The following is a 17,356-nucleotide window of genomic DNA, read 5'->3' as shown; positions in this document are numbered from 1 at the left end:
AAATCGATGAAATACATGTTTAATACTTTACAAAAGGAAAATTTCCTACTTAATTGCCATTCGTCGATGTTTTGTCTTGAAGTAAAAAAGGTGAAATAGTTTCAAAATATTTTATAGATGATCATTTTATACAAACTTTACGTTGAAATGAGATTTTAAAATATATTTGTTATTTTAAAATCATAAACAATTGACAACTACACTATCAAATTCAAAGGTATCCGCAGCGGTAAACCATCAAGGCGCCGAATTGATTTCCCTTAAAAAAACTGATTCAGATCGAGAGTACATCTGGGAAGGACATCCTGAATATTGGGCTAAACACTCTCCTATTCTATTTCCTATTGTTGGCACACTTAAGAACGATAGTTATACCTACAAGCATCAATCCTATCAACTGTCACGACATGGTTTTGCTAGAGATATGAACTTTGAATTGGTTAGTCAAAATGAAAGTTCAGCACTATTTTCGTTGAAATCTCATGAAACTACAAAAGGAACATTTCCATTTGATTTTGAATTGCAATTGATTTATACATTGAATGATTCCGAGTTAAGCCTCACTTATAGAGTCATAAATAACGATTCGGAAACAATATATTACTCCATTGGAGGTCATCCGGCTTTTGCCTTACCTAATTCATTTGAAATTTACAGTTTGCAATTTGAATCGAATGAAAATCTAATTTGTTATGAATTGGAAAATGATTTGTTATCTGATAAAACAAAATACATCGAATTAAATAATTATCAACTACCACTAACTTATTCATTATTTGAAAAAGACGCCTTGATTTTTAAACAATTACAATCGAATCAAATTCAACTACTCGAAAATAATGTCCCTTTTTTAAACTTTAAATTTGATGACTTCCCAAATTTTGGAATTTGGACTAAAATAAATGCACCGTTTATTTGCCTAGAACCTTGGGCTGGATATTCCGATGTTTTGAATACGACAGGAAAATTGTGTGAAAAAGAAGGAATCCAAACATTGCAACGTAACGCTTCAAAAGAATACACTTTTAGTATTGAAATTTTATAATTTTACAAAAACGCCATTATGCTAATCATCAATTTTCATCCTTTTCAGAATTTAGAAACCGAACGTTTGCTTTTGCGTCGCCTTAACGAAAAAGATTTTGAAGAAGTTATGGCATTACGCGGTAATCCAGAAACTATGAAATTCATTCCGCGTCCCTTGGTTAAGACTAAAGAAGAAGCTTTGGAACATCTTGCAATGATTGAAGAAAAAATCATTAACAATACTGGAATCAATTGGGGAATTACAATAAAAGGAAACCCAAAAATTATTGGTATTATTGGTCATTACAAAATTCAGCCAGAAAATCACCGAGCAGAAATTGGTTATATGTCGTTACTAGAAACTTATGGAAAAGGTTACATAACCGAAGCTATAAAAGTAGTTTTGGCGTATGGTTTTGATCAAATGAAATTACATTCTGTTGAAGCCATAATTGACCCAGATAACATAGCTTCCGAAAAAGTATTGCTAAAAAACGGCTTTGTAAAAGAAGCTCACATTTTGGAAAATGAACTTTGGGATGGAAAATATTGGGATACGGTAATTTATTCTTTGCTCAAAAGAAACTATATAAAGTAACTAATTATTGAATTTTGGCAGAGTTTTAATGTACAAATCCTCAACTTTTTTACGTGCCCAAGCTGTTTTTCTAAGAAACGTCAAACTCGATTTCACACTCGGATTACTCATAAAACATTTAATTTTTATTAATTCAGCTAAAGTATCAAATCCGTAAAAGGAAACTAAATCCTCCACTATTTTCTGAAGCGTAATACCATGAAGTGGATCTTTTGAAGTTGTGTTTTGCATTCGGTAAAATTAGAAAATTAAACGCATAAAAAAACCATCCTTTTTCGGGATGGTTTTCAATTTTAAAAAAGTTATAATTATTGTACAGCCAAGAACGCATTCACATTTCCGTATCCGTATTCAGAATTTTTGTTTGGATACAAATTTGCTGATTGCCTCATTTTTGTTAATACTTGAGCTCTTGTCCAAGTTGGATTTTTAGACCAAACTAAGGCTGCAATTCCAGCAGTTGTTGCAGTCGCAACAGATGAACCGCCAACATAATCCGTTTGGTTTTCATAAAAACTATCAACCGGCACTGTATTTCCTGATGCCGCTCTTTGCATTGCTACTGTAAATTCGACTTTACTTCCGGTATGACAGTCATCACAAGCCTGATAGACGGAACCTTCTCTAACTCCAGTTACAGCAACAGTTTCTGGCATCCAAGCAGGGAAAATCACACCAACAAAAGTGGTGAAGCTTGTAGAAGTTCCAGCAGCACAGAAAATTAATTTACCTTTTCCGTAGGCTAATTTGATAGCATCTTCAATTTTACCAACAGAGAAAATATGTCCCATTGACATTGAAATGATTTTTACATTTGAATTATTTGCTAAAGCTGTAAAAGCTTTTTTCACCGCTTCTTGTTCTTGGTAACCATCTAATACCACATTGGAAGCCGCGCGATAAGTTACCAAATTCGCATTATAAGCCACTCCAACCGGTAATCCTTTATTATTTCTTGGTGCTGCAGCTACAGAAGCCATACTAGTTCCGTGACCGCATAAATCATTCACGCCATCCGTTCCTGTACTCCAAGGCCAAATTGAATCTACATAAACGCCATTTTTCTGAATGGTTCTTCCCGTGGAAAGTCCGTTATTGAAATTTGATCCTAATAGCGATTGATTCGGAGAAACTCCAGTATCAATAATTCCAATTGTAATTCCGCTTCCTGTGCTGATATTCCACGCGTTCGGAATATTGTGTTGATAGAATGTCCATGGTACTTTTGCATTTGGACTAATCGTAGTATAATCTGCTGCAGCCAAAGTAGTAGCTTCGTAACCGCATCCTGAACTTGAACCGCTAGAACGATTCTCGGCATTTCGAACATTCAAATAACTATAATCGGCAGGCTCTATATATCTAATGTATTTTGATTGTCGTAAAGCAATTATAGTTTCCTGGTTTTTAATCATCACATCAAGCAAATTTAAATCAGCATCAGACATGATTAAAACCTTATCTAAAGTAGTAGCCTCATACTTTAAAATAATGGATAATAATTCACTTTGAATCTTAGCATTATTAGATGTTTTAGCTCTTTCGAAATTACTTTTTGAATTTCCAAAACCAATAGTTACCACATTACTTCCATGCACAACAGCGCTCCAAAGCAAATGCGATGATGCTTCACTCCAACTGAAACCGTCTTTGGTATTTAGTGATTGATCAATTTTAGCGTTAATTTGTGCTGGTGTTAAAGGTATTTTTTGTGATTCTTCAATAACGATTGAAGTGGTATCCATTGCATCTTCTTTAGAACAAGAAGTGAAAACAATTAAGGATAAAATAAATAGTTTAATAATTTTTCTAGACATAATTTATTTGTTTTTAATGGGTTAGGCCCCACTAATATAATATTATATTTTGAAAATTATAATTTTCAACAAAATGAAATTTAAATTTAATAAAAAAACTGCCAATCAATAAAGAAAAGCAGCTTTTTTTTGTCCAAGTTCTTGGATCTTAAATTAACCAGAATATTAGAATATAAATTTGAATCCGAATGATAATGGAGTAGTTAAGTTGGGCATGCTACCTCCTAAAGCGTCAACATATATAGGATCTGCAGTAGCTACATGTGCTAACGAAAAATTAGTAATGGTTGTGCTATCGCCACTATCTGGTTTAATTGTAGTTGTAGTGAAGTTTGCTAAATCATATGAGAATTCTACTGAGAAATTTTTGGTTACAAAAAAATCAAAACCGCCTGACATGGCTAAACCAAATTGACTAACTTTTGTATTGGCTTCTTTTTCTTTACCAGTAATAATAGGTGTAGCTAATTGCCCAAAGAAATAGAAATTTCCAGCTATATTCCAATATTTTCTAACAAGCGGTTCAATAACAATTAAATTCGTGCTTGCATTGGTAACCGAACCCGTTTCGGATTTGATATTCATCATACCTACACCTGCTCCAACAGCAACAGAAGGTGTTATAAAATTTCCAACTATTGGAATAATGGATAAATTTGTGGCTTTCTCGTCACCCGATTTTGTTTGTTGGTACCCAAATTGTGAGGTTACAAACCATGCTCCTTTTAGACCTTCACTTTTTTCTTGTGCTTGAGCATTTAATGATATTATTAAAATACCAGCTGCTAATACTAATTTTTTCATTTTATTTTGGTTTTAAATTATACTCCAAAATTAATGTTAAGATTTGTCTAAGAAACTGACATAAATCATTGTTTAGGCACTAATTTTATTGATAATTATTCCCAAATAATATATACATTTGCCATCCAATGTTGAAAACCATAAACATACTAAATAAGCGCGCCCGATTTGATTATGAAATAATCGAAACGTACACTGCTGGCATAGTTTTAACCGGAACGGAAATCAAGTCGATTCGTTTGGGAAAAGCGAATATCACCGAAGGTTTTTGTGAATTTCATAGCGGTGAATTGTTTGCCATTAATACTCAAATTGACGAATATTTGTATGGAAATCAATTCAACCACAAAGCAAAAAGCGAACGTAAATTGTTGTTGAATAAACGAGAATTAAAAAAACTAGAACGCGCTTTTGATCAAAAAGGATTAACAATTATTCCTTTAAAATTGTTTACCAATGAAAAAGGGTTGGCCAAATTAGATATTGCTCTTTGCCGCGGAAAGAAAACTTACGACAAGCGTGAATCATTGAAAGAACAAGATACCAAACGAGATTTAGATCGAATTAAGAAAGAGTTCTAATTCTTATTCTCCAATAAAGGGACAAATTTGAAATCACCAAACTCGTGTTTTTCGAATTGGGTTTCGTTTTTGCGAATAAGCAGGGTCATAATTTGATCTTTTTCCCCAACAGGAATAACCAATTTTCCTCCTATTTTTAGCTGAGCCATCAATGGTTTTGGAATGATGGGAGCACCTGCAGTAACAATAATACTATCAAATGGCGCATGATTAGGTAATCCTTTGTAGCCGTCACCAAAAGATAAATGTTTTGGACGAATGTTGAGTTTTGGTAACAAAGCCGAAGTTGTTTTAAACAATTCATTCTGACGTTCTACAGAATACACTTTCGCTCCCATAGTTACCAGAACAGCCGTTTGATACCCCGAACCCGTACCGATTTCCAGAATCTTATCGTCTTTCTTTATCTCTAATAATTGACTTTGAAAAGCCACAGTATAAGGTTGGGAAATGGTTTGTCCGGCACCAATTGGAAAGGCTTTATCTTGATAAGCAAAGTCTTCAAAACTAGAATTTAAAAACAAATGACGTGGAATTTTACGAATCGCTTCTAAAACCTTTTGGTCTGTAATTCCTTTTTCTTCAAGCACTTTGGCTAATTGATTCCTAAGTCCTTGATGTTTGGCCGTATCTTTCAATTTGGGGTGGGATTTATTTTCGTAAAAATAGAAAACAAATTACCAATTATCAATTACTAATTATCAATTAATTTCTATTTTTGATAAAATTTACTTCTATGCTTAAAGTTGGCGTTTTAGGTGCCGGACACCTCGGAAAAATACACTTACGATTATTACAACAATCTGATAAATATGAACTTGTAGGCTTTTACGATGAAAATCAGGAAAATGGAGCCAAAATTGCCGCTGAATTTGGATACAAACAATTTGATACTATAGCCAAATTAATCCATGCGGTTGATGTTATAGATATTGTAACTCCTACGCTTTCTCATTATAAATGTGCTAAAGTTTCAATCAAATCTGGTAAACATGTTTTTATAGAAAAACCAATTTCTACCACTGTTGCAGAAGCGGAAGAAATTATCGCTTTGTCGAAGGAATACAATATTAAAGGACAAGTGGGTCATGTAGAACGATTCAATCCAGCATTTATTGCGGTTAAAGATCAAATAGAAAATCCAATGTTTATTGAAACGCATCGTTTGGCCGAATTTAATCCGCGTGGTACTGATGTTCCAGTAGTTTTGGATTTGATGATACACGATATTGATGCTATTTTAAGCGTTGTCAAATCGAAAGTGAAATATGTTCACGCAAGCGGAGTTTCAGTTTTGAGCCAGTCGCCCGATATTGCCAATGCCCGTATCGAATTTGAAAGTGGTTGCGTTGCTAATATTACATCAAGCCGAATTTCGATGAAAAATATGCGTAAATCACGTTTCTTCCAAAAAGATGCTTACATCTCTGTTGATTATCTAGACAAAACCTGCGAAGTGGTAAAAATGAAAGAAGCGCCAGAAACTCCAGGCGATTTTGATATGATTCTACAAAATGCCGAAGGCGAACGCAAACAAATTTACTTCAACAATCCAGAAGTAAATCACAACAATGCTATATTAGACGAATTAGAATCTTTTGCAGATGCTATTACTAACAATACTAAACCCGTTGTAACTTTAGAAGACGGAACAGAAGCACTGCGAGTAGCCTACATGATTATTGATTCGATGAATGAAAAATAAAACTAAAATAGCAATGACAATGACAATCAAAATGAAAATAGTATAATTTAAGTAGTGTAATTGAAATTGACATTGATTTTTGAAATTAAAACAAACTAACCAAATATAATGAAAACAATAGCTGTAATAGGCGCAGGAACAATGGGCAACGGAATTGCTCACACTTTTGCACAAAGCGGTTTTACCGTAAAACTAATCGACGTTTCCGAAAAATCACTTGAAAAAGGAATGGCGACCATCGCTTCAAATCTTGATCGAATGGTAACTAAAGGAACTATTACCGAAGACGATAAATACAAAACCATCGGAAACATAATTACCTATACTGATATTAAAGATGGCGTTGTCGGAACTGATTTGGTTGTAGAAGCAGCCACAGAAAACGTTGCTTTGAAACTGCAAATCTTTAAACAATTAAGTGATATCTGCGACCATAATGTCATTTTGGCAACGAATACTTCTTCAATTTCAATAACGCAAATAGCTGCTCAGGTTGTTCATCCAGAACGTGTAGTTGGAATGCATTTTATGAATCCAGTGCCAATTATGAAACTGGTAGAGATTATTCGTGGGTATTCCACTTCTGATGAAGTGACGAAAATCATCATGGATTTATCTGCAAAATTAGGAAAAACACCAACAGAAGTAAACGATTATCCAGGATTTGTGGCCAATAGAATTCTGATGCCTATGATAAACGAAGCTATTGAAACCTTATATAACGGAGTGGCTGGAGTTTATGAAATTGATACTGTTATGAAATTAGGAATGGCGCATCCGATGGGACCGTTGCAATTAGCAGATTTCATCGGATTGGATGTTTGTCTTTCTATTTTAAACGTAATGTACGATGGATTCAAAAATCCGAAATACGCTCCTTGCCCACTTTTAGTTAATATGGTTATGGCCAAAAAACTAGGTGTAAAATCGGGTGAAGGTTTCTACGACTATTCAGAATCCAAAAAAGCAGAAAAAATTGCAAAGCAATTTTCATAATTAACAATGGATAATGGATAATGGATAATTATGGTGATTGTCAATTGTCAATTATCAATTTTCAATTGAACAAATGGCAAAAATAATTCCTTTCAAAGCAGTTCGTCCCACACCAGATAAGGTAGCACTAGTTACTTGTCGAAATTACGATGACTATTCGCCAGCTGAATTGGCTTCGTGGCTGAATTTTAATCCGTATTCGTTTCTGCACGTGATAAATCCGGCCTATGTTCATTCACAGAAAATCACATTAGACAAACGGTTTAAAGGTGTAATTCATAAATACCAAGATTTCAAAAATGAAGGTGTTTTTATTAAAGAAGAAAAGCCTGCTTTTTTTCTCTATGAAATAAAGACTAAAGCACAGACTTTCATAGGATTTGTAGCCGGTACTTCAATTGAAGATTACAAGAATAATGTCATTAAAAGGCATGAAGATACTTTGCAATATCGTGTAGAATATTTCAAGGATTATTTGCATCAAACGGGATTTAATACGGAACCCGTTTTGATTACGTATCCAGATAATGAAACTTTAAACAATTGGATTGCTGAAAAGAAAAAAAGCGAGCCGATTTACAATTATTCGACCACAAATAAGGAAAAACACCAGCTTTGGAAAATTGATTCCGATGAAGAAATTCTGTGGCTTCAAAATGAATTTGAGAAGATTCCCGAATTATATATTGCAGACGGACACCACAGATCTGCTTCTGCGGAATTATTATATGATGAAGACCGTCATTTGGGAAACCAAAATCTGAACTATTTTATGAGTTTTTTGATTTCCGAAAGCAATGTGAAAATTTACGAATTCAACCGTATTATTCATGATTTAAATGGATATAGCAAGGAAAATTTTCTAGAAAAACTTACCGAAAACTTTATCATTAAAGACAAAGAGCAAGAATTGTGGAAACCCCAAAGTAAGTTCGAATTTGGAATGTATCTTGACGGACATTTTTATGCCTTGTTTTATAAACAGGAAAACAATTTCAATGGCAATGTCAATAACAATATCAATATTCAAAGTTCTATATTGAGTAATCTTGATGCTCAAATTTTATACGATAAAGTATTGCAACCTTTATTGGGAATTGAAGATCTGAGAAATGATGAACGCATTGAATACATTCCAGGAAAGCAATCTATATTAACGATAAAAGAATTGGTTGATGAAGGCGAATATGAAGTTGGATTTATGTTATTTCCATCGGATATCTCGGAGATTAAAGCTTTGGCAGATAACAATTTGATTATGCCGCCAAAAAGCACCTATATCGAACCAAAGTTCAGAAGTGGCTTGATGGTTTATGAGTTGTAGAATCTTATTTAAAGATTTATTAAATATCTTTTATAGTAGCATTGTGGTCGTACAAATACAACCATATATATATTAAAAACCTCTTCAACAGATTCTAATTAAAAAATTTAACATTATTTAGTAGAATTTTCTAGATGAAGAGGCTTTTATTAGTTAATTGCTAGTCGGCTTATATGCTCTAAAAGCACCTTCAGTAATGTTATAAGTTGTTCCGTTATCAACACCTGTAAAACTAAATGTTCCCTCCATATATTCAGCTCCGATACTTGTTACCGTCATAGTTCCACTCGTCGCAGTGACATAAGTATCTCCTAATGAATAATTTACAGAATAGGCTGTTAAATCGGATGGAGACGCATCTGTAATAGCATGTGCTCCCAACGTTACATCTACTGGAATTGTAAAAAATATGGAACGTATATCTGTTCCCAAATCCTCTGAAGCTGAAATCGAAGCCATCAATGATGTAATTGTCGAAGGTTCAATAAGATTTACTTGCGTGCCATTCACTTTAAATTTGATATAAGTAGAATCATTATTATTATTACTACTACTGCTATCACTAGAACACGAAAAAGTTAAGACTGCAACAATGGCTACTAAAACTAATTTAATTTTTTTCATTTTTTTTTGATTATTTATTCCAAAGATATACTTATCAGTACTTATTCCAAAAATAAAAGAAAGAAAAAGTAAAAAGGAAACAAAATGAAAAGAAATTATAATGAAGTATCCATTTTTCTGAGTAATAGTTTCTATTTTTGAAGAAAGTATAATTACAGAAGCAGTTAAGTACATGTCTATAAAAAGGAATCTTCTCGAAATAAAATCTGCTCTACCAGAAAACGTGACTTTGGTAGCGGTATCTAAAACCAAACCTGTTTCCGATTTGATGGAAGCTTACGAAGCGGGCCAACGTGTTTTTGGTGAAAATAAAATCCAAGAAATGACTGAAAAATGGGAACAAATGCCCAAAGATATTCAGTGGCACATGATCGGACACGTTCAAACCAACAAAGTCAAATACATGGCAGAATATGTAAATTTGATCCATGGAGTGGACAGCTTGAAATTACTGCAAGAAATCAATAAGCAAGCAGCAAAACACAATCGTGTTATTGATTGTTTATTACAAATGTATATTGCTAACGAAGAAACAAAATTTGGTTTGGATGAAAATGAATTGAATGATATTCTTAATTCAGCCGAATTTCAATCGTTAGAAAATATTAAAGTTATCGGTTTAATGGGAATGGCAACATTCACAGATAATCAGGCGCAAATTAAAAAAGAATTCCAAAATTTAAAAACCATTTTCGACAGTAAAAAGCAATTATCAATTGTTAATTGTCAATTATCAATTCTCTCCATGGGAATGTCTGGTGATTACAAACTTGCTATTGAATGTGGTAGTACTATGGTTCGAATTGGAAGTAGTATATTTGGAGGAAGGTAAAAAAGTGCCGATTTAAGAAATTAGAAGTTAGAAGAAAAAAATAAAATTTAGAGTTATTTACGCAATATTAGACATAGAAACCACTGGAGGTCAATTTAATGAAGAAGGCATTACTGAAATAGCCATCTATAAATTTGACGGACACGAAATTGTAGACCAATTTATAAGCCTTGTGAATCCCGAAAAACCAATTCAACCCTTCGTGGTGAAATTGACTGGAATCAACAACGCTATGTTGCGTTCGGCACCCAAATTTTACGAAGTAGCCAAACGCATTATCGAAATCACTGAAAATTGCATTTTAGTAGCGCACAACGCATCCTTTGATTATAGAATCCTGCGTACGGAATTCGGTCGTTTAGGCTATGATTATATAAAACCGACACTTTGCACGGTTGAATTATCTCAAAAATTAATTCCAGGACAACTTTCATATAGCTTAGGAAAATTAGTTCGCGCACTCGGAATTCCAGTAACAGATAGACATCGAGCAAGTGGAGATGCATTGGCTACAGTGAAATTATTTAAAATGATTCTGGAAAAAGATGTCAAAAAAGAAATTTTGATTAGTTTGATAAAAGCCGAAATTAAAAAAGGTTTATCTCCAAAATTACTAGATATCGTTGAAAGTTTACCGAGTAAAACGGGCATATATTACATTCACAACGAGAAAGGTGATTTGATTTACATTGGCAAAAGCCGGAATATCAAAAAGCGAATTAATCAACATTTTACTGGAAGTACTGGTAAATGCAAAAAGATACAACGCGAGGTTTTTGCTGTCACTTATGAAGTTACGGGTAGCGAACTCATTGCTTTACTGAAAGAAACTGAAGAAATCAAGATTAATAAGCCGGTTTATAATCGTGCACAACGAAAAAGTGTTTTTCAATGGGCATTGTATTCTGAGAAAGATGAAAAGGGTTATCTATCCCTGAAATTGCAAAAAGCGGACGGACGCAAAAAGGAAATTACTTCCTTCACTTCTGTTCAAGAAGGCAAAACAGCCTTGCTCAAAATAACGGAAAAGTATCGTTTATGCCAAAAACTGAACGGATTATATGAAACAGAAAATGCCTGTTTTCAGTATAAAATTAAGGAATGCAATGGAGCTTGTATTGGCAAGGAAACCACTCAATTGTACAACGAACGTGTGACTGAATTTATAATGGAAATGAAGTTTGAAAATGACAATATGGTTATTGTTGATCGAGGAAGAACGGTCGATGAACGCTCCGCAGTCTTGATTGAAAACGGAATTTATAAAGGCTATTGTTTCTTTGATTTGAATTATCAGGTTAACAATATCGAGATTTTAAAAAATATCATCATTCCAATGCAGAATAACCGGGACACGAGAACTATTATTCAAGGCTATTTGCGCAAAAACAAAGTATTTAAAGTTATTAAGTTTTAATTATTTGAAGCTAATCCCGCTATCCGCTTCAATCTTTTTTGTTTTTTAGAAAGCCCTTCGACTGCGCTCAGGGTGACAAAACAAAAAAGGATTTTCACTACAAATGCGCAGCATTCAGTGAACACAGACTTAAAATATTAACTTTGTGAACTAATCGGGGCTAAAAAACATGAATTATTTAATCACAATTATTGGTCCAACCGCCATTGGAAAAACTTCCTTGAGTATTGCTTTGGCTCAGCATTTCAACTGTGACATTGTGTCTTGTGACAGCCGGCAGTTTTATAAAGAAATGAAAATTGGAACTGCAGTTCCGAGTGACGATGAGTTGGCAGCAGTGCCGCATCATTTTATCCAAAACAAATCTATTTTTGAGAATTATACTGTTGGTGATTTTGAAAAAGAGGCTATTGCCAAACTGGATGAATTATTCAAAAAAAATAATATTCAAATTATGGTTGGTGGCTCTGGATTATATGTGGATGCCATTCTGAAAGGATTTGATAACTTCCCCGAAATTGACAATTCAATACGTGAAAAGATAAACTATAATTTTGAAAAACTCGGACTAGTATATCTGCAGCAAAAATTGAACGAATTAGATCCTGATTATTATCAAAAAATTGCGATTGAAAATCCGCAAACAGTACAAAATCCGCAGCGGATGAAGCGTTTTATTGAAGTTTGTATCGGAACCGGAAGGCCTTATTCTTCCTTCTTAAATCAGAAGAAAAACGAACGCAACTTCACCCCTATTGTTATCGGCTTAGAAGCTGAAAGAGCTATAATATACAATAGAATTAATCAGCGAGTTGATAGTATGATTACAGAAGGTTTGGTGAAAGAAGCTGAAAATTTATTTCCAAATAAGCACTTGAATGCCTTGCAAACTGTGGGTTACCGGGAATTATTTGATTATTTTGAAGGAAAAACTACGTTAGATTTTGCAGCTGAAGAAATTAAAAAAAATACTAGAAGATTCGCCAAAAGACAATTGACTTGGTTCAAACGCACAGAAAACGCAAAATGGTTTGACTATAAAACTAACCTAAATACAATTGTTAATTTAATATCAAATTATACGGAATAGTCATTTTTCAACGCAACCTTTCTATTTTTTAAGCACCTTTACAAAAAGATCAGTATGAAAAAAATTGTTTTAATTTGTGTGTTTCTAGTTCAGGCCTGCACAATTCCGTATGATGCAGAAACAAGGTTGGTATTAGAAACCAAAATTGTAAATTCATTGGATGAACCATTAAAAAATATTGAAATTTCTGTTGATATATATAGTGGTACCGAATATTTAAGTAATAATGAAACTATCAGTTATGGGACTTCGGACGATAATGGAAACATTAGATTGGTTTTTCCTTCACCTAAATTTGACAAGAATTATAAAATTAATATCAGAAGCCGTTTTGATGAAAACATGGGATATGAAAGTTTTTCTATAAGTCCTATATTAAAAAATGATTTTGAAAACTATAAATTAGTTATTCCAAAAATATACCGATTAACATCTGATGAAGCAACTTACGTAGCTGTTAATTATTTTTCCAATAATAACACCACTAAAAGTATTGTTTCTTCAAAAGTAAATGGAATATATTCTAATTTAAACACAAGTTTTGATGATAACCAAAATACCATAAATCAAAGTTTATTTTTCGTAAAAAAAAATCAAACCATACAAGTAATTTATGTTGTAAAAAATTTACAAACAGGAATTTTAGAAACTTTTACAAATTCCTATTTAATTGGAAATGAAATATTTGAAACAACAATAAATTATTAAATATGAAAGTTTCAAAATTTCTTCACTTGATGCTTTTTTGTTGTTGTTTAACGAATGGTTATTGTCAAAAACAGACAGTCAAAAAAAAAGAATCTAAAGTAGACTTTATATGCTATTTTTCTTTTGGTATCAATTATCCTTTTCAGTTGGGCAAAACTGTTTTAGCCGAAGCTCATTCGCCAAATATTGGAATTTCGGCCGAATTAGGTTTAGTGAATTTTAAAAAATATAATTTTGGAATTGGATCCGATATGAACAATTATACCGTCGAAAATATTGAAATAGTTGGTGATTATGATACATCTAAACACAATTCCTATTATGTATTTTTGTCATTTGAACAAAAGGTACTAAATAAATTATCTTTATCTCCAATAATTGGTTTTGGTTCTTCGGAATTAGTAATCAAGAAAAGCGGTAAAAGACGTGGTAAACAAGATGGAACAGAATTTAGAATTGGTACTGCTTTCAACTTTAACTTCAGTAAAAACAATGCTATTTGTTTAAAAGTAAATTATATTTTAAATAATTATGATGTAAATACAGTTGAATCCCTCCAATATTTTTATGGCAAGTCGAATCAGATTCAAACTGCAATAGTATACAAATTCAAGTAATAAATAGTATCATGCCAATTTCAAAAGAATTCTCCTCGATTCTGACCAAAGATTGGGAAATTAATTTTCTGCAATGTTATCCTAATGGGTATTTGAAATATACTGATTTGTGTAATATTCTTCAGCTAACGGCTGGCGTTCATGCCGAACTAGGTGGAATCAGTTTTTCGGATATGCAAGTCAATCATCAAGCTTGGGTTTTGAGTAGAATGCGTGTTGAAGTAAAGCGTTTGCCAAAATGGCGCGATAGTATAACCGTAAAAACTTGGATTAATTCGCTTGAAAATTCGCGTTCCATTCGCTGTTTAGAAGTATATATTGGGGATGAAAAGATTATAGGTTGCGAAACATTTTGGGCTGTATTCAATACACAAACCCGTCGTCCGGAAAATTTAGCCTTAGCACACGTACATTTTGAAAAATATCCAAACGATAAGGCAACAGCTGTTTCATTTTCAAAAATAGATACTTCTCTAACTAGAACAGCTGTAGCTGAGAAAAAGATTCTTCTTTCTGATTTGGATATTGTGAATCACGCCAATAGTGCCAAATATTTAGAATGGTGTTTGGATTATTTTGAACCAAAATTACTTCTTAATCGGTCGATTCAAAGTTTTGAAATGAATTATTTAAAAGAAGTCTCTCTGAACGAAACGGTTTCCATTGCGAAAAGCAATGCTGATACTAAAACGACTTTTACGGTAAATTCAAATGATAAGATTTGTTTTGCTTTACAACTAAATTTGAAATAAACACCACTGCCCTAGCCCGGATTGCAGTGAAAATCCTGTTGTTGTGAGATTGCTACGCAAGCTTGCAATGACAGATTGTAACGTAAAGCCGGATTAGCTTCTAAAAAAAAATGGCCCCAGTTTCCTGAAGCCAAAGTGCTTATTTTTTAACAACTAACCTGAATCCTTCGCCGTGAATGTTTAAAATTTCTACGTTTGGATCCTCTTTAAGATACTTACGTAATTTAGCGATGTAAACATCCATACTTCTTGAGGTGAAGTAATTATCTTCTCTCCAAATTTTGGTCAATGCTAACTCTCTTGGCATCAAATCATTTTCATAAATCGCCATCATTTTTAACAATTCTGACTCTTTAGGCGATAATTTTGTAGGCTCGTTTTCATCAAATTTCAAATAACGCAGCTTTGAATTTAAAAGGAATTTCCCAATTTGGAATTCAAATTTGGCCGGTTCGTTTTTGTTCTCAGCCGCCTTTCTCTGTATGATTGCTTTTACTTTCATCAGCAATACATCAGAGTCAAATGGTTTATTTAAGTAATCATCTGCACCAACTTTGTATCCTTTTAAAACATCTTCTTTCATTGATTTGGCAGTTAAGAAAATCAACGGCACGTCTTTATTCTTTTCTCTAATTTCTTTAGCCAAAGTGTATCCATCTTTATAAGGCATCATCACGTCTAAAATACACAAATCGAAATTGTCTTTTTTGAACTTTTCGAAACCTTCCATTCCATTTTTAGCTAATGTTACATCAAAATCATTTAATGTAAGGAATTCTCTCAGCACTATTCCGAAGTTCTGATCGTCTTCCACTAGAAGAATTTTTTTGTTGCTTTCCATAGTATTTTTATTTTTTAATTTATGAGTGGGACTTTAATTATAAATGTGCTTCCTTTTCCTTTTTCACTTTCGACAAAAACCTCACCGTTGTGGTCGTCGACTATTCTTTTTACATAAGCCAATCCTAATCCGTGGCCCTTAACGTTATGTATATCGCCCGTATGCTCGCGGTAAAACTTTTCGAATATTCTTTTTTGAGCCGTTTTCGACATTCCAGAACCCTGGTCTTTTATTTTTATAATAATAAAATCCTTGACATTTTCTGTCCGTATATCAATTTTTGGTTCTTCAGGAGAATACTTAATCGCATTATCTAAAATGTTAACAATTACGTTGGTAAAGTGAACATCATTCAACAAAACCGAGGTTCTATTAGCATCTAAATGCGTTGTAATTGTTCCGTTTCGATCTTCTACAATCAAATTTACATGCTCAATGGCATCTTCAATTATATCATGAATATTGTTCGAATCTTTCTCAATATCCAACTCTTTCTTCTCGAGTTTTGAAATACGCAACACATTCTCTACCTGCGCATGCATTCGCTTATTTTCATCTTTAATCATCTGCAGGTACCGAAGTACTTTTTCTTTGTCATCAATGACTTTTGGATTCTTAATAGCATCTAAAGCTAAATTTATTGTGGCAATAGGTGTTTTAAATTCATGCGTCATGTTATTAATGAAATCGGTTTTGATTTCAGAAATCTGGCGTTGTTTGATTAATTGATTTAAAGCACTGGAATAAGCAATAATTATTATAAGCGTAAAAATAATTGATAGTATGCAAATCCCAATTAATTCAGAAAACAAAAACTTCTTCTTTTGCGGAAATGTCACTAATAGTTGATATTTATTAGTACCATCGTTATCAATGAAAATCGGAATAGAATAAGTAGATTGCTTTTCGTATTTAAAGTTTTCCGATTTTATTTTGGTTGCCAAACCGTTACTGTATACATTAAATTCGAATGGTGTTTTAACACCGTACTCCTTAAGCTGTTCAGAAAGTAACTTCAGCATCATTTCATTTGAAACCCTTTCCTGAATTGGTTTGAGTGAAGCTATATCTTTATATTGAATTTCATATTGAGCATTGTCTAATATATCTAAACGTCCTGATTTTTCAATTTTTATATCCGGAGTAACGGTTTGTTTTATACTAGAATTATCGATGTTGTCGTTGTAAATCTCCGTTTTTCTTTTTGAAGAATAATTTTTGAGTTTTTTAACGCTATCTAATTTTTTATCAAAGAACGAAGCCGGAATTCCGTAATCTTCCGATATTATGCTATTTGAATAAATTATTGTTTCGTTCGTTCTAGAGTCTCTTTGATAATAACCAAATTCTAAAAAATCACTTTTTTGTGGAACTTTTCCAATGCTGTCTTTCAGGTGATTGTACATTTCATAATAGGAATACTCCTCTTGCTTTTGCAATTTATCTGAAACGTTGCCGAGAACTTGTTTTACGTGATACTTGAATTGTTCTTCATTGTTTTCAAATGATTTATCAAACCAATATACCTGAACAAGAATTATGCCTATCAAGGATAAACTCATTAAGATGACAAGTAAGCGAAAAAACAATTTATTCATTATACAAATTTAACATTTTAACATTT

General features: G+C 32.9%; 19 protein-coding genes. 12 read left to right on the top strand and 7 right to left on the bottom strand.

The genetic code is table 11. From position 1 onward, the window contains the following. Positions 1-190 precede the first annotated feature (190 nt). Both PSU83_RS06735 and PSU83_RS06730 read left to right on the top strand, forming a co-directional pair. The gene (locus PSU83_RS06735) at positions 191-1,045 is read left to right on the top strand and encodes an aldose 1-epimerase family protein (RefSeq protein WP_300588184.1); all 855 of its coding nucleotides are present in this window, start codon (positions 191-193) and stop codon (positions 1,043-1,045) included. An 18-nt stretch (positions 1,046-1,063) separates the two neighbouring features. Then, positions 1,064-1,624, top strand: coding sequence for a GNAT family N-acetyltransferase (locus PSU83_RS06730; protein ID WP_300588182.1), 561 nt, complete (start codon positions 1,064-1,066; stop codon positions 1,622-1,624). Here PSU83_RS06730 and PSU83_RS06725 read toward each other — a convergent pair whose 3' ends face one another. The 3 genes from PSU83_RS06725 to PSU83_RS06715 all read right to left on the bottom strand — a co-directional run bounded on the left by PSU83_RS06725 (position 1,625) and on the right by PSU83_RS06715 (position 4,245). Continuing rightward, positions 1,625-1,855 carry a VF530 family protein gene (locus PSU83_RS06725; protein WP_300588181.1) on the bottom strand — a complete coding sequence of 77 codons (231 nt, stop codon included), beginning with the start codon at positions 1,853-1,855 and terminating at the stop codon, positions 1,625-1,627. It abuts the gene before it with no gap. Positions 1,856-1,932: 77 nt separating this feature from the next. Further along, entirely contained in the window at positions 1,933-3,441 is a 1,509-nt protein-coding gene (locus PSU83_RS06720; protein WP_300588179.1) for a S8/S53 family peptidase, read from the bottom strand. 165 nt (positions 3,442-3,606) lie between these two features. Next, on the bottom strand, positions 3,607-4,245 hold the full coding sequence (locus tag PSU83_RS06715) for a hypothetical protein (RefSeq protein ID WP_300588176.1): 639 nt from the start codon (positions 4,243-4,245) through the stop codon (positions 3,607-3,609). Positions 4,246-4,373: 128 nt separating this feature from the next. Here PSU83_RS06715 and smpB point away from each other — a divergent pair, with 128 nt between their 5' ends. Next, positions 4,374-4,826 (top strand): SsrA-binding protein SmpB, encoded by a 453-nt coding sequence (gene smpB, locus PSU83_RS06710; RefSeq protein WP_300588174.1) that lies wholly within the window; start codon positions 4,374-4,376, stop codon positions 4,824-4,826. Here the strand turns inward: smpB and PSU83_RS06705 are convergent. Next, positions 4,823-5,464 carry a protein-L-isoaspartate(D-aspartate) O-methyltransferase gene (locus tag PSU83_RS06705; RefSeq protein ID WP_300588172.1) on the bottom strand — a complete coding sequence of 214 codons (642 nt, stop codon included), beginning with the start codon at positions 5,462-5,464 and terminating at the stop codon, positions 4,823-4,825. The genes smpB and PSU83_RS06705 overlap by 4 nt on opposite strands. Positions 5,465-5,562: 98 nt before the next feature. Between PSU83_RS06705 and PSU83_RS06700 the strand changes: the two genes are divergently transcribed. From PSU83_RS06700 to PSU83_RS06690, 3 genes are all read left to right on the top strand, one after another. Next, positions 5,563-6,531, top strand: coding sequence for a Gfo/Idh/MocA family oxidoreductase (locus PSU83_RS06700; protein ID WP_300588170.1), 969 nt, complete (start codon positions 5,563-5,565; stop codon positions 6,529-6,531). Positions 6,532-6,639: 108 nt separating this feature from the next. Further along, on the top strand, positions 6,640-7,527 hold the full coding sequence (locus PSU83_RS06695) for a 3-hydroxyacyl-CoA dehydrogenase NAD-binding domain-containing protein (RefSeq protein WP_300588168.1): 888 nt from the start codon (positions 6,640-6,642) through the stop codon (positions 7,525-7,527). Between the two features lie 73 nt (positions 7,528-7,600). Then, positions 7,601-8,851, top strand: a complete 1,251-nt coding sequence (locus PSU83_RS06690) for a DUF1015 domain-containing protein (protein ID WP_300588166.1) — start codon at positions 7,601-7,603, stop codon at positions 8,849-8,851. Positions 8,852-9,004: 153 nt separating this feature from the next. Here the strand turns inward: PSU83_RS06690 and PSU83_RS06685 are convergent, their stop codons facing one another. Beyond that, complete coding sequence (locus tag PSU83_RS06685; RefSeq protein WP_300588164.1) at positions 9,005-9,475, bottom strand: hypothetical protein; 471 nt, start codon at positions 9,473-9,475, stop codon at positions 9,005-9,007. Between the two features lie 172 nt (positions 9,476-9,647). Between PSU83_RS06685 and PSU83_RS06680 the strand changes: the two genes are divergently transcribed. The 6 genes from PSU83_RS06680 (at position 9,648) to PSU83_RS06655 (ending at position 14,891) form a co-directional block, all read left to right on the top strand. Further along, positions 9,648-10,307: a YggS family pyridoxal phosphate-dependent enzyme gene (locus tag PSU83_RS06680; RefSeq protein WP_300588163.1), complete on the top strand. Its 660-nt coding sequence runs from the start codon at positions 9,648-9,650 to the stop codon at positions 10,305-10,307. A 55-nt stretch (positions 10,308-10,362) separates the two neighbouring features. Then, positions 10,363-11,724 (top strand): exonuclease domain-containing protein, encoded by a 1,362-nt coding sequence (locus PSU83_RS06675; protein WP_300588188.1) that lies wholly within the window; start codon positions 10,363-10,365, stop codon positions 11,722-11,724. Between the two features lie 169 nt (positions 11,725-11,893). Then, entirely contained in the window at positions 11,894-12,814 is a 921-nt protein-coding gene (gene miaA, locus PSU83_RS06670) for a tRNA (adenosine(37)-N6)-dimethylallyltransferase MiaA (protein ID WP_300588161.1), read from the top strand. A gap of 54 nt (positions 12,815-12,868) precedes the next feature. Beyond that, on the top strand, positions 12,869-13,522 hold the full coding sequence (locus PSU83_RS06665; protein WP_300588159.1) for a hypothetical protein: 654 nt from the start codon (positions 12,869-12,871) through the stop codon (positions 13,520-13,522). Between the two features lie 2 nt (positions 13,523-13,524). Continuing rightward, positions 13,525-14,139 carry a hypothetical protein gene (locus PSU83_RS06660; protein WP_300588157.1) on the top strand — a complete coding sequence of 205 codons (615 nt, stop codon included), beginning with the start codon at positions 13,525-13,527 and terminating at the stop codon, positions 14,137-14,139. Between the two features lie 11 nt (positions 14,140-14,150). Beyond that, positions 14,151-14,891, top strand: a complete 741-nt coding sequence (locus PSU83_RS06655) for an acyl-ACP thioesterase domain-containing protein (protein ID WP_300588155.1) — start codon at positions 14,151-14,153, stop codon at positions 14,889-14,891. 139 nt (positions 14,892-15,030) lie between these two features. Here PSU83_RS06655 and PSU83_RS06650 read toward each other — a convergent pair whose 3' ends face one another. Beyond that, complete coding sequence (locus PSU83_RS06650) at positions 15,031-15,732, bottom strand: response regulator transcription factor (protein ID WP_300588153.1); 702 nt, start codon at positions 15,730-15,732, stop codon at positions 15,031-15,033. Between the two features lie 14 nt (positions 15,733-15,746). Further along, positions 15,747-17,330 carry a HAMP domain-containing sensor histidine kinase gene (locus PSU83_RS06645; protein ID WP_300588151.1) on the bottom strand — a complete coding sequence of 528 codons (1,584 nt, stop codon included), beginning with the start codon at positions 17,328-17,330 and terminating at the stop codon, positions 15,747-15,749. Positions 17,331-17,356: the final 26 nt, after the last annotated feature.

The organism is Flavobacterium sp. (assembly GCF_029945805.1).
Taxonomy (GTDB): Bacteria; Bacteroidota; Bacteroidia; order Flavobacteriales; family Flavobacteriaceae; genus Flavobacterium.
This window is presented reverse-complemented; position numbering and strand designations above follow the sequence as displayed.